Consider the following 13,675-nt stretch of genomic DNA (forward strand, 5'->3'; position numbering starts at 1 on the left):
GGTCTAGTCGAGGTGGTGCGGAAGTACTCAGGCAAGATTTTTAAGCTTGTCGCCAACCATCCCCAGTTAGACAAAAATGTCGCAGAACTGGATCAAAATGTCCAAATTGGGATAGAAATGTCCAAAATAGGGGCCTCAAACCCTTGCAGCTCCGTACTCTCTTATAGAGAAAGATTAGAGAAAACAGACAAACCCTCCACCCTCCCTGCTGCTGTAAATAAAAAAAGTCAAGCTAGTCAAGAGAAGAAAGATCAGGAAGAAACCTTAGGTATAAACCTTCTAAAAAGCTCAGATTTAAATGCAGAGCTAACTAACTTAGTTCAAGATACTGAAATAGATAATTTTTCCGCGAGCGGTGAGCAGCGCGAGATTTTAAGTCAAGTTGAAGTGGCGATCGCCCCGATTCCGTTGAATCCACAGATTGCAGCGGTGGTGCTTGAAGCGACTTTGACGACGGTTCAGGACGCGATCGCGCTAGTCAAGGAACGTAAGAAGAGCAGTGAGGTGAAAAATCCGGCTGGATTGTTGGTGGATGCGATTCGAGGCCAGTGGAAGCCAGCTCAGCGCTCTACTAGTGCGACGGCAGAGTTCAATGATTGGTACGACAGAGCTTATGCTGCGGGTTTGATTGAGTATTTCACGTCTTCGGATAGCAAGGTAACGGGCTTACCCCCTGGCTCAATTGGGGTGCTGCGCCGTGGCTCTCAGGTTTGGGAGGACTGGCGCGCGATCGCCAGCTTGCTTTCGTAAGTGAGGCCTAATGGTTTGATGAGGGAAGTCTAATAAGAGTTAGCACCTTACAAACAGAAACTACCCGGTGTACATACTGCTACAAATTGAACACGTAGAGGCTTAGCGGAAGCTGAAGCATGAATAAGAAGCAGCTTTCTGAACGTGATATTTGCACAAAGTGGATTACACCTGCCCTAGAAAGGGCGGGTTGGGATGTTTTGAGTCAGATCCGTGAAGAATTTCCGCTGACCAATGGACGAATTTTGGTTCGGGGCAAATTGCATACCCGTGCCCGAAATAAACGGGCGGACTATGTGCTTTTTTACAAACCTAATATTCCCATTGCCATCATTGAGGCAAAGGACAACAATCATTCCCTGGGAGATGGGATGCAGCAGGCGCTTGGATATGCCGAAATGCTCCAGGTGCCCTTTGTTTTTAGTTCCAACGGCGATGGCTTTTTGTTTCATAACAAAATTGCTACTGATGGCATCATCGAGCGTGAACTTGGTCTGGGAGAGTTTCCATCGGCTGATACGCTTTGGCAATGGTGGTCTACCCATCGAGGGCTGTCTGAGCAGGAAGAGAATCTGGTCACGCAGGATTACTACAGCGACGGCAGCAATAAGACCCCACGCTACTATCAATTGCTAGCCATCAACAAAACCATTGAAGCGATCGCCAAGGGGCAAAACCGCATCTTGTTGGTTATGGCTACTGGCACGGGCAAAACCTTTACCGCTTTTCAGATTATCTGGCGACTGTGGAGGTCTAAGACGAAAAAACGAATCCTGTTTCTGGCAGATCGCAATATCTTAGTCGATCAGACTATGACCAATGACTTTAAGCCCTTTGGCTCGGCGATGACCAAGATCCAAAAGCGGCAAGCGAACAAAGCCTATGAGATTTACCTCTCGCTATATCAAGCGGTTTCTGGTACGGAAGAGGCGCAAAATATTTATAAACAATTTAGCCCTGATTTTTTCGATTTGATCGTGGTAGATGAATGCCATCGAGGGAGTGCGGCAGAAGACTCGGCATGGCGGCAAATTCTGGACTATTTTTCCTCTGCCACACAGATTGGCTTGACAGCCACCCCGAAGGAAACCAGGGAAGTTTCCAATATCGACTATTTTGGCGAACCTATCTACACCTACTCCCTACGGCAGGGCATTGATGACGGTTTTCTTGCGCCCTACAAGGTAGTACGCATTGATATTGATAAGGATGTAGAGGGTTGGCGACCGAAAAAAGGGATGGTCGATAAATACGGCAACGAGATCGAGGATCGCATTTACAACCAGAAGGATTTTGACAAAAACCTCGTACTGGAAAGGCGCACTCAACTGATCGCTCGAAAAATTAGCGAGTTTTTGAAGCAGACTAGTCGCTTTGATAAAACTATTGTTTTTTGCGAAAACATCGACCACGCGGAGCGGATGCGTCAGGCGCTGGTTAACGAAAACGGCGACCTGGTTACCGAAAATTCTCGTTACGTCATGCGAATTACGGGCGACAACGACGAAGGCAAGGCAGAGCTGGATAACTTTATCTTTCCAGAATCCAAATATCCGGTGATTGCCACCACTTCTAAACTGATGTCTACGGGCGTTGATGCTCAGACCTGTAAGTTGATTGTGCTCGATCAGCGGATTCAGTCGATGACCGAGTTTAAACAGATTATTGGTCGGGGCACCCGTATCAATGAGGACTACGACAAGTTTTATTTCACAATCATCGACTTTAAAAAGGCCACTGAGCTATTTGCTGACCCTGATTTTGACGGCGACCCAGTGCAGATTTACGAGCCGAAGCATCTCGATGACTCGCCAGTTCCCCCAGAGCTGCCGGAAGGCGAAGAACCCGAAGACAGCTATCAATACCCTGACCCGGTTGAAGGCAGCTCATGGACTGGTGTAGCCGAATCTGCTGATTCTGACTATGAGCCTAATGTTCGACGCTATGTTGTCGCTAATGTGGAAGTCAAGGTCGTTGCTGAGCGGGTTCAGTATTTTGATGGGAACGGCAAGTTGATCACTGAATCGCTCAAGGACTACACCCGCAAGGCATTAACCAAGGAGTTTGCCTCGCTGGACGACTTTCTCCGACGCTGGAGCAGTGCTGACAAGAAACAGGCGATTGTTGATGAGTTAGCGAACGAAGGTGTATTCTTTGAGGCGCTGGCTGAAGAGATCGGGAAAGATTGCGACCCCTTCGACCTGCTTTGCCATGTCGCCTGGGATATGCCACCGTTGACTCGCCAGGAACGGGCTGAGCAGGTTAAAAAGCGCAATTATTTTACCCAATATGGTGACCAGGCTAGACGGGTGCTAGAAGCCTTGTTGGATAAGTATGCCGATGGGGGTGTTGGGCAGATTGAGGAAACACAAATTCTTACGGTTGCGCCCTTTACCGAGTTTGGCACCCCGATCGAGATTGTCCGTGCTTTTGGTGGGCTGGACAACTACCAGCGGGCTGTAAACGGCTTAAAAGAGTCACTCTACAGCGCATAATCTCTAGGACGCATAACCAGGAAACCTTAGATATAGAGCATGGCGATTGCGACTCTCATCAAAACAATTCAAGACATCATGCGTAAGGATGTGGGTGTCGATGGCGACGCTCAGCGCATTAGCCAGATTGTCTGGTTGCTCTTTCTTAAGATTTTTGATGACAAAGAGCAGGAGTGGGAGTTTACAGTTAAGGGGTATAAATCGCCGTTACAGAGCCAATTGCGCTGGTCAACCTGGGCAAAAAATCCAGAGGGGATGACGGGCGAGGAGTTGATCGGTTTCGTCAACAACGATCTCTTTCCCTCGCTGAAAAAGCTGGCTAATGCGGCTGGGGTTTCGCCTCACGGTAGGGTCGTGGGTGCGGTGTTTGAGGATGCCTATAACTACATGAAGTCGGGCACTCTGTTGCGTCAGGTGATTAATTGCATCGAAAGCGATGTAGATTTCAATTCTTCAAGCGATCGCCACCTGTTTAACGACATCTACGAAAAGATTCTGGCGGATCTGCAATCGGCAGGTAATGCGGGTGAATATTACACTCCTCGTGCTGTGACTCAGTTCATGGTGGATATCATCAATCCGCGATTGGGCGAAAAAGTGCTAGACCCTGCCTGTGGCACAGGTGGCTTTTTGACTAACACGATCGAGCACCTGAAACCGCAGGTCAAAACGGCTGAGGATTTGAAAATTCTGCAAGACACGATCACTGGGGTAGAAAAGAAACCGCTGCCACACATGCTAGCCATGACTAACGTGATGCTGCATGGCATTGATGTGCCTACCAATATCCGTCACGACAACACCTTGAGCCGTCCACTGCGGGATTATGGACCCAAAGATCGGGTGGATATTGTCGTCACCAATCCGCCATTTGGGGGCATGGAGGAAGACGGCATTGAAAACAACTTCCCCAGAAAGTACCAGACCCGCGAAACCGCCGACCTGTTTATGGCGTTGATCATGCACCTGCTCAAACCCGATAACGGACGTGCTGCCGTGGTGTTGCCCGATGGGTTTCTGTTTGGTGAAGGCACGAAAACGAACCTGAAGCGTGAGTTGCTGGAGGAGTTTAACCTGCACACGATCGTCCGGTTGCCCAAGGGAGTGTTTAGCCCCTACACAGGCATCAATACCAATATTCTTTTCTTTGAAAAAGGGGAACCGACGAAGGATGTCTGGTTTTTTGAGCATCCTTACCCGGAAGGCTATAAGTCTTATTCGCGCTCGAAGCCGCTGACGATTCAGGAGTTTGACCGGGAGAAAGCATGGTGGGGCGGGGCAACCCGAAAGGGGCGCAAGGTCAATGAATATGCCTGGAAAGTTTCAGCGCAGGAGATCGCGGCGCGGAACTACAACCTCGACTGCAAGAACCCGCATGAAGTTGAGATTAATCATGGCGACCCGGATGTATTGATGAACGAGTATCTGGCGATCGTTGACCAGCTTGAAGCGGCTCAAAATGCGCTGAAGCAGGAATTGATGCAGTCGCTGGGGGAATAGCGAATGAACCTGCTGGAAAAACATTTTGACCTCGCCTTTGCTGCACCGGATGGCATTCAGAAATTACGCGAACTGATTTTGACGTTAGCGATGCAGGGGAAGTTGGTGCCGCAAGACCCAGATGATCAGCCTGCTAGTGAATTGTTGAAAGAGATCGAGGCTGAAAAGCAGAGACTGGTGAAAGAAGGGAAAATCAAGCAGCCTAAGCCCTTGCCAGAAATTAAGCTGGATGAAGTGCCTTATAAACTACCCAAAAATTGGGAGTGGGTGCGATTGGGAAGTATTTCCACAAAACTGACGGATGGTTCTCACAACCCCCCCAAAGATTCCGGCAACGGTTATCCAATGCTTAGTAGTCAAAATGTTAATTTCGGCAAAATAGATTTTTTAAGCCCATCTCGACATGTTAGCGAAGAAGATTTTCATGTCGAAAATAAGCGCACAAATATATCTCCTGGCGATGTATTACTCACTATTGTTGCATCACTTGGAAGACCTGCGGTGGTACCTCATGATGCACCAAAGTTTGTTCTTCAGCGTAGTGTTGCTGTTATTGATACACCCATTAGTCCAGATTTTTTATGCAAACAACTAGGTTCACCACTATGCACTGACTACTACTTAAAGCACGGTAAAGGCACAGCACAAAAGGGGATTTATCTTGGCAAATTAAGCGAAATGCTAATAGCTCTTCCCCCTCTTGCAGAACAACATCGCATTGTCGCCAAAACCGATCGCCTCATGGCTCGTTGTGATGAGCTGGAAAAGCTGCGGGCAGAACGCAACCAAAAACGAATTACCATCCACACTGCTGCTTGCGATCGCCTGCTAACAGCCAAGGAGAGCGACGACTTCAGCACCGCTTGGCGCTTTATCACCCAACACTTTGGCGAACTCTACTCAGTCAAAGAGAACGTAGCCGAACTGCGTAAGGCAATCCTGCAACTGGCTGTCATGGGCAAACTGGTGCCCCAAGACCCGAATGATGAGCCTGCTAGTGAATTGTTGAGGACGATCAAGGCTGAGAAACAGAAATTGGTGAGAGAAGGGAAAATCAAGCAATCCACACCATTACCAGAAATCAAAATCGAAGAGGTACCTGCACAACTGCCACAAGGGTGGGTATGGGGAAAGATCGATACGATTGTTCGTTCTCTCAAAAACGATATTAGAACTGGTCCCTTCGGCTCTTCACTACACAAAGCTGACCATAGAACGGAAGGAATACCAGTTTGGGGAATCGAAAGTATTAATAAAAATGGATCGTTCAGCGGGAAAAACAAGATCTATGTCAGTGCAGAGAAAGCAGAGGAGTTGTCGTCATTTAGAGTACAGGGCGGTGACATCATAGTCTCTCGATCTGGGACTATCGGTGAACTATGTCAGCTTCCAGATGATGCACCTTACGGATTAATATCTACCAACCTTATGAAAATCTCATTGGATAAACAGGTGATGGTTGCCGGTTACTTCTGCTTGCTTTTCAAGGGTGCTCGATCAATTAATGCACAATTAACAGAGCTTTGCTCAGGCTCAACACGCTTATTCTTAACCCAAGCAATCTTGTCAAAGTTACTTTTCCCGATCCCGCCCCTAGCGGAACAACACCGCATTGTCGCCAAAATCTATCAACTCATGGCTCTTTGTGATCATCTAGATCATCAGATTGATGCTGCCGCCAGTAAACAAACCACCCTGCTCAATGCTGTGATGGCTCAGGTGTAAAGAAGAAACCATGCGCCTAAAATCGGTTTACATCAGCCAGTATAAAAACCTTAAAAACTTCACCCTAGACTTTGATGGTAGCAGCTTTATCGATGTCTTTGTTGGCAAAAACGGTACAGGGAAATCTAACTTATTTGAAGCACTGATCGAAATTTTTCGTCATCTCTATGAGTACCGTAAAACAGCTACACTCAACTTCGATTTCAAGATTAAATACGAGATAGATAATGAAGATATCGATATTAGCTATTCGTCTGGAACGCTTAATATTAATGACCAAGAACGTAAGACTATCGCTAAAAATCTGCTCCCAGGAAATATATTAGTTTACTACTCCGGTCACAATAAGACCGTGACTGATTTAGTTGAAAAATACAGGAAAAAATTTCACACCAAATTACGTAGGAGTTTTCGTCAACTCACCCCTAAATCTGATAGTCCACGTTTTATTGGTATTGGTTCTGAATACAAAAATCTTCTGCTAGCAATTATGTTAATGCAGAAAGAAGAAAATAGAGCGAGAGAGTTCATCCATCAGAAGCTAGGCATTGAAACCGTCTCCCCAGAAGCCACTCTGTTACTAAAACGTCCAGCTTTTGTTAGTAAGCAATTCAAAATTGAGTCTTTAGATCCTAAAACTCTGTACTGGGGCATAAGAGGAGCTAATCGTCAGTTTCTAGATAAACTGGTTGAATGTATAAAGGGCGAATTTAACATTAGCGACCTATATGTAGAAACGGCAGATTGCTATCTCTTTTCTATTAATATCGAGTTGTTTCAAAAGAAGTTTGAGGGAGAAAGCTCCTTTGACATTTTTCGCCAGTTCAATGATCTAAAAACTCTCAGGATGTTAGAGAGTATCTCAATCCCTTTAAGTTTAAAAAACGGTACTAATGCAGAGAGCGATTATTTCAGTGATGGTCAGTTCCAGTCGGTCTATATCTATTCTATCGTCGAAATCTTCAAAGACCGTAACTGCATAACCCTGCTAGATGAGCCAGACTCCTTCCTGCACCCCGAATGGCAATTCGATTTTCTCAAACAGGTGTTTGACATTACTGATACTGCTGCAAAGAACAATCATGTTTTGATGAGTAGCCACAGTGCGGTGACACTGATTCCCCACGACAAAAAGAAAATTAAGTTCTTCGATATCAAAAATAATTATGCAAACTGTTATGAACTGGAGAAACGGATTGCAATTAAAAAGCTTAGTTCAGACTTAATCAAGTATTCGGAGGAAGAACGATTGCTGAGCATCATTAACGCTATTCAAATTGAGAATAAGCCAGTACTTTTTACTGAAGGAAGCACCGACCCCATCATTCTTAAAGAAGCCTGGTATAAGTTGTTTGATGAAGAGATGCCATTCATCCCTTTCTACGCTTTTAGCTCCACCTACATTAATCAGCTTTTGACCGATAACCGAATACACGATGAGATGGGTGGGCTTCCAATTTTTGCTCTGTTCGATTTTGATAAAGCTTATGACCAATGGAATGGGTTAAATGGAACGGAAGTAGAGAAAAATCCATTGAAAGGGATGGTTAAAAAATGGGCAAGCGGTGATTCCTATGCCATCATGCTTCCTGTTCCCACTCATGTGGATATTCAGCGACAAGTTATCAAAGATGCTTCTAATAATGAAACCTTTGGTGGCAACTCTTGTTGCGAAATTGAACACCTATTTTATGGTCAAGATGCCACTGCTGCTTACTACCAAGACGAACCTTGTGTTGGTGGAAGCAAAATTGTTTTCAAATCAGACGCGGCAAAGACAACCTTCGCTAAAGATGTAGTTCCTACGCTTGATGCCGCCTGCTTTGAGGTCTTCCGTCCGATGTTTGAATTCATTCGGTTGAAGTGTCCGTCTCTTTAACCTCTGGAGTTCATCGGTAACCGAATGTCATATCTTTACAAAACCGAACACTGTCCATTCTCGCTCTGTTGAAAAAGTAACCACAGCATGAACAGTGTTAACAGAGGAGAAGCGATCGCTACATCTTTGCCAATTAAACATCATCCTTTGTGTTAGGGAATCAGAGAAATCGTTGCTAGTGGCTGCATCGTTGATTCATTTGTAGGTAGCCCAGTTTTAACAATGAAAAAACTGTAGTCGATATTGCCGATTAAAACTAAATATTTCACTACGATATCTAAGTGCCTAAACACTCAAAATCTGCGCTGGTAAAGAACTGTTCAGTATGATTTTAGAGCTACTGTCCGTAAAAAGACTCTTTTACAGACAGTCGTTCTAAAATGGCTCTATGTCCTCCCCCACAGAGCTCTCTAGACAACCGAATCTCACTTACCGCAGCCGGGAGTACTTAACTCCTAGAGAGGTGCAGCGGCTGCTTGAGGCCGCAGGTCAACGCGGTAGACATCCCCTCCGCGATCGGACGCTGCTATTGCTGATGTTTCGCCACGGATTGCGAGTAGGAGAGGCTTGTTTGCTGAAGTGGGATGCGGTGATGCTGGAAGAGCGCTGTATTGCGATCACCCGCCTCAAGGGCAGTAACAGTGGAGTGCATCGCCTGCAACCGGATGAGCTAGAAGCGTTGGTGTTGCTGCGAGAAAGGTATTCGGGTAGCTATGCTCTGTTTGTAAATGAACGGGGTGCGAGGTTAACGACGGGGGCGATCGCTAAGATCATGAAGCGCTCTGGAGAGTTGGCGGATCTCCCGTTGCCGGTGCATCCGCATATGTTGCGTCATTCCTGCGGTTATTACCTGGCGGAGCAGGGGTTGCCGACTCGGGACATTCAGGAATATTTAGGACATAAGAATATCCAGCATACGGTGCGGTATACGGCGGCTAATCCAGCCAGGTTTGATCGCATTGTTTGGATGTAGAAGGAGACGGAATAGGATGATTAAGGCTGTGATGATCCACCTTACGAATAGCATGTTAAGAGATGCTGAAGTTGTTCAGTTGGCCGGGAAAGCGATGCTTGATCTCTTCGATGGGAAGTAGCAAACTGGCCTCAATTTCCTCTCGAACTTCTCGGCTAACGTAACAATCACTGTTAAGACAATCAACTAATAATATGTTGGCATCGTAATATTGCTGGAGTTGTTTTGTTTGGTCATCACTGAACTGCCAATTATGACCAATATTACGATGGTTGATCATCACAGCCCTCAATCTCACTATCCAGTCTGAACCGTTAATTCGCCACCACTGCTCGAAAAGCTTCCAATCCTCTTCGTAATCAGGAAGTTGATCTCTAAGCTCCTCAAGGGATTGCTTGAGTGCAGGATCGAAGGTGTGGTCGAGGGCGACACTGAGGGGGTAGTCGAAGTTGTAGTCGTCGGGGAATTTGAGGGCACGGTTGAGGGCACAGTCGAGGGCGCGGTCGAGGCAGAGGTCGCGGTCTGTGGAGAAGCGGAATCCTAAGGGAAGGGTGACGTCGAGGGCGAGGGCGAGGTATTGGTATTGGGCGAGGTCGCGGTCGAAAGCGAGGGCAAAGTAGAACGCTCGAAGGGCAGCGAACTTGTATGGTAAGCTCGCTAAGCAAGATCTTTGCTGAACCCAGTTGAGGAATTGCTGAAGTTTTTCGTCAGTTACCAACATCTCATCAATTTGAGATTTCAGCAGCAGTAGCAGGGAATCAGCATTTCTCAGCATTCCTGTCGTTAGCAGAAAGACTTCGCGCCATCGCTTTTTTGTGAAATAGGACATGAGGATTTGATGCAAGTCATCTTGGGTCTCAAGTTCCCGAGCAGTGAAATATTCATGGAAGGTCAGGTGACTGAAGGAGTAGATGCCTCGTGCCCGTTCCACCAGTAGTCCATGCTGCGCCTCAATGGACTTCAAAACGGCCTCACTACCAAGTTGCAGGGCCTCTGGGTCTGCTTGAGCACCAGGTAGGTTTTGAATATAGGCTTCGATCAGGCGCTCAGCATCCTTTTGTTTGAAGAAGTAGTTACCCGGCTCAAAGGTGGTAAAAGCAAGCTGGCTCAGCAAGTCTTCCTTGCGTTTGAGTGAAAGTTCTCGATAGATCTGCTCTCGCTCAATACTGCGGGTGCCATCCCATTTCTTGAGCAAGACGTCTAATCCTTCTTCATATAGTTCGGAGCGGTTGGCGGGAAAGTCGGTTCGTCCCTCAAAGACCAGACACAACAGGGTCAGCAACAGAGGATTGGTCGCCAGTTCTTGAATGCGGGGATGCGCTCTCAGTTTTGCTAAGAATCGCTTCGTCTTCTCTGGCAACTGTTTTGCTTCAAACCAGCGACCAGCAAAGTCTATAATTTGCTCGTCATTAAAATCAGCAACTTCAACCTCTGTAAACTGCTGAAAGACAAACTCTTTCGCTGCAATTCGGCAAGATACCACAAAGGCATTCTTAGGAAAACGGTCAGAAAAAGACTGAATTTCCTGCAACACCTGCTTGCTGGTTGCCTCGCTGACTTCATCTAGTCCATCCAACAGCAAAAAGCCGTGCCCTTGGCTAAGGATTTGTTCTGCGTTCTGAGGCTCCTGAACACCTAGTTCCTCCAACCACTGGCTGATGTAGGTAAGCAATCTAGGCGCTTCTGAGCTATCTCCAAAATCCTTCAACGTGATAAAGATGGGAACTCGATGTTTCTGGAAGGTGCCCGCATTGCACAACGTTGCCAGTCGCTTGAGAAAGGTGGTCTTTCCAGCACCAGGCTTGCCCAGCAGCATTAACTTATCGAATGCCTCTACAGCTAACAGCCCTGACCTACGCTCTGTACGGGTGTGGGCAAAACCAAAGTGATCAAACTCTTCCAGGTTGCAGTGCTGCAACAGTGCTGCCAGGTCTAGCCGTCGTCGCCCAGTGATTTCTTGCAGGATATTAACATCGGTGTAGATGGTGTCCAAGCCGATCGGGCGAGTCATATCCAGCACTCGCATCTCCCCGCACCGTTTTTGGATATTGGCAGAGACTTTTTGCCTAACTTCCTGAACTAAAACATCAAGTTGAGAGCGATCGCTTAGCTCACTGGCATCAGGGGCCAAATTATTGAGTGCCACTATATTTTCCAAATCCAACCCTAGGCGCTCGCAAATGAGGGCAAAATTCTCGCGGTCGATCGCCTTGCCCTTGAAGAATTTGTTGACCGTCTGCCGAGAGAGCCCCAAGTCTTCTGCCAGAGCGTTCTGGTTGAGCGAATAGTTAGCTAAAGCAAGGTTTGCTTTCTCAATCCCTTTTTGCGAAGCCTGGAGCGATCGCGTGCCCATAGTTCAACGGTGAAATTTGAGCTTATTTTACCCACGGCGGTAAAGTCATACCGAACTTAGGCTGAAGTCATACCTGGCTTTGTCCTAGCTGCAACTGGAACAGAAGCTGCGATCGCGACGATAAGGGTGTTGATTTCAAGGACAAATGCAATGCGGAAAACGAAGCGATCGCGCCGCCCTCAGAAACTAGATGTTCTTCCATTCGTAATTCTGGTATTGGTCATTGGTTCCTTTGCCTTGGCATGTATTGATGAGAATGCCCGTGCTACGTTTGCTGATCTGGCCAAGGTCGGTGTTGGTGGCTATATCGGCTTGATGATGCCATCCAACCGGACGGGTAAACCTGATTAGGCTGATGTTGATAACCAGGGGATGGATAAAGCGCTTCCATTCCTTGGTCGCCTGTGCACCGTTAGCTGTTTATATTTAGCCACAATATTTCATAACTTCTGTATTTACAGAAAAACAGAAGTTATAGGAGTTTTTCGAAGACTATGTGGAATACCCTGCCATCGCAATTTGATGTATCTTGTTTCTGTAAAACCGTAAAATCGTAATACAGGTTTTCTGTAAATCCTTACTTCTGTGAAACATGAAACTTGCTGTTCAAAACCAAAAAGGAGGGGTTGGTAAAACAACCCTTGCCATTCACATCAGCCATGCTTTGGCACTGAAAGGTGCAAGAGTGTTGCTAGTTGATGCCGACCCTCAAGGTTCTGCCCGTGACTGGGCAGCCGCGCGAGAAGACAAACCTCCCTTCTCAGTGGTAGGGCTCGATCGCCCTACCCTCCATCGCGATCTCCCTCCCATTGCCAAAGATTATGATCATGTTGTAATTGATGGGCCACCTCGTGTCTCAGACCTAGCTCGCTCCGCCATCATTGCAGCAGATCTGGTTGTTGTCCCCATTCAACCCAGTCCCTACGATGTGTGGGCAGCCAATGAGATCATCAAACTAATTCAAGAAGCTTCTGTATTTAAGGAAAACCTGAAATCTGTATTTGTAATTAATCGTAGAATCGTAAATACAGCGATCGGACGAGATGTAGGCGATGCGTTAGCAGAGTACTCTATTCCCGTTCTCAAGACAGTGATTAGCCAGCGAGTAGGTTTTGCGGAATCTGCTGCGACCGGGCGAACTGTGCTTGATATTGACCCAAAAGGGGCAGCAGCTAAGGAAGTTCTTGCTTTAACGAAAGAAATTTTGAGCTTAGGAGTTTAGGCATGCCAGGGAAGAAAGTCAGCTTTGGTCGAAAGCCAAGCGGCGTCGAGAAAACCGTAGACGTTGAAGAGTGGGTAACCAACCGCGAAGCTTTGGTTGAGGCAGAGCAACCGCCATCATCAGCAGAAGCAGCTAAGCCAGAGAAAATCAAACGCCTCACCTTGGACATTCCTGAAAGCTTACATAAGGCCATCAAATTGAAAGCAACCAACGAGGGAGTAACGATGGTGGAGCTCTTAAGAGAACTTCTAGAGGAACACTACGGCTCTAAGAGTTAATTGCAATTAAGGAATTGCGTATTTACGTTTTTCAAGATTTACAGAAATACGATAACTGAGATGATAGCCTCCCAGGCACTCTGCCTTTTCAAAGGGCCTGTGTTGGATTTAGCGGGATAGGGGCATGTTACTGAATTGAGTAGTCACAGATTTACAGAAATCATGTGATACAGAAATAAAGAAAATAAAGTTGATCACTGATTGCCCTGTATTGGAGCATCAGCCAATTAATTGTCGAATGGCAGCATCTAAGCCGTTTTCTCTTGAATACGGTGACAAATAGGGTTCTTCGTGTTTCATTGCCTGGTCGTTAGGGATTTCAGGGCTGGCTTCAGGCAAAGGCGTTGCTGAATAGGTAATGATTTAAGCTGAGAGAGGAATTGTCCGATACTTCAAATAATGCAGCAGCAACCGAAGTGAACACTTCAACATCTCAACTGATTTGGAGTAGCACAAGGTTTTCCGGTGCAATCGTGCTAAATAATGCCTCAGTCGGGTAT

At 46.6% G+C, this 13,675-nt stretch carries 10 protein-coding genes and 1 pseudogene; 9 read left to right on the forward strand and 2 right to left on the reverse strand.

The genetic code is table 11. The features are described from left to right. The 6 genes from H6F68_RS10620 to H6F68_RS10645 form a co-directional block, all read left to right on the forward strand. Nucleotides 1-750 (forward strand): hypothetical protein (locus H6F68_RS10620; RefSeq protein ID WP_190558840.1); only part of this gene is annotated, 750 nt, incomplete at its 5' end. A 119-nt stretch (nt 751-869) separates the two neighbouring features. Further along, complete coding sequence (gene hsdR, locus H6F68_RS10625; RefSeq protein WP_190558841.1) at nt 870-3,245, forward strand: EcoAI/FtnUII family type I restriction enzme subunit R; 2,376 nt, start codon at nt 870-872, stop codon at nt 3,243-3,245. Nucleotides 3,246-3,284: 39 nt separating this feature from the next. Next, the gene (locus H6F68_RS10630) at nt 3,285-4,745 is read left to right on the forward strand and encodes a class I SAM-dependent DNA methyltransferase (protein WP_190558843.1); all 1,461 of its coding nucleotides are present in this window, start codon (nt 3,285-3,287) and stop codon (nt 4,743-4,745) included. A 3-nt stretch (nt 4,746-4,748) separates the two neighbouring features. After that, nucleotides 4,749-6,470, forward strand: a complete 1,722-nt coding sequence (locus tag H6F68_RS10635; protein ID WP_190558845.1) for a restriction endonuclease subunit S — start codon at nt 4,749-4,751, stop codon at nt 6,468-6,470. A 10-nt stretch (nt 6,471-6,480) separates the two neighbouring features. Further along, the gene (locus tag H6F68_RS10640) at nt 6,481-8,349 is read left to right on the forward strand and encodes an AAA family ATPase (RefSeq protein WP_190558847.1); all 1,869 of its coding nucleotides are present in this window, start codon (nt 6,481-6,483) and stop codon (nt 8,347-8,349) included. Between the two features lie 388 nt (nt 8,350-8,737). After that, nucleotides 8,738-9,322: a tyrosine-type recombinase/integrase gene (locus H6F68_RS10645; protein ID WP_190558849.1), complete on the forward strand. Its 585-nt coding sequence runs from the start codon at nt 8,738-8,740 to the stop codon at nt 9,320-9,322. 55 nt (nt 9,323-9,377) lie between these two features. On the opposite strand, the gene H6F68_RS10650 is transcribed toward H6F68_RS10645, so the two are convergent. Then, nucleotides 9,378-11,675: an NACHT domain-containing NTPase gene (locus tag H6F68_RS10650; protein ID WP_190558851.1), complete on the reverse strand. Its 2,298-nt coding sequence runs from the start codon at nt 11,673-11,675 to the stop codon at nt 9,378-9,380. Nucleotides 11,676-11,825: 150 nt separating this feature from the next. Here H6F68_RS10650 and H6F68_RS10655 point away from each other — a divergent pair, with 150 nt between their 5' ends. From H6F68_RS10655 to H6F68_RS10665, 3 genes are all read left to right on the forward strand, one after another. Continuing rightward, complete coding sequence (locus tag H6F68_RS10655) at nt 11,826-12,026, forward strand: hypothetical protein (protein ID WP_190558853.1); 201 nt, start codon at nt 11,826-11,828, stop codon at nt 12,024-12,026. A 241-nt stretch (nt 12,027-12,267) separates the two neighbouring features. Further along, a complete protein-coding gene (gene parA / locus H6F68_RS10660) occupies nt 12,268-12,897 on the forward strand; it encodes a ParA family partition ATPase (protein ID WP_190437195.1) in 630 nt (209 codons plus the stop codon). 2 nt (nt 12,898-12,899) lie between these two features. Continuing rightward, on the forward strand, nt 12,900-13,175 hold the full coding sequence (locus H6F68_RS10665; RefSeq protein WP_190558855.1) for a toxin-antitoxin system HicB family antitoxin: 276 nt from the start codon (nt 12,900-12,902) through the stop codon (nt 13,173-13,175). Between the two features lie 363 nt (nt 13,176-13,538). Here H6F68_RS10665 and H6F68_RS10670 read toward each other — a convergent pair. Next, nucleotides 13,539-13,675 (reverse strand): annotated as a pseudogene (locus H6F68_RS10670) (IS1 family transposase); the annotation flags it as partial.

The organism is Trichocoleus sp. FACHB-262, from assembly GCF_014696035.1.
GTDB lineage: Bacteria > Cyanobacteriota > Cyanobacteriia > FACHB-46 > FACHB-46 > Trichocoleus.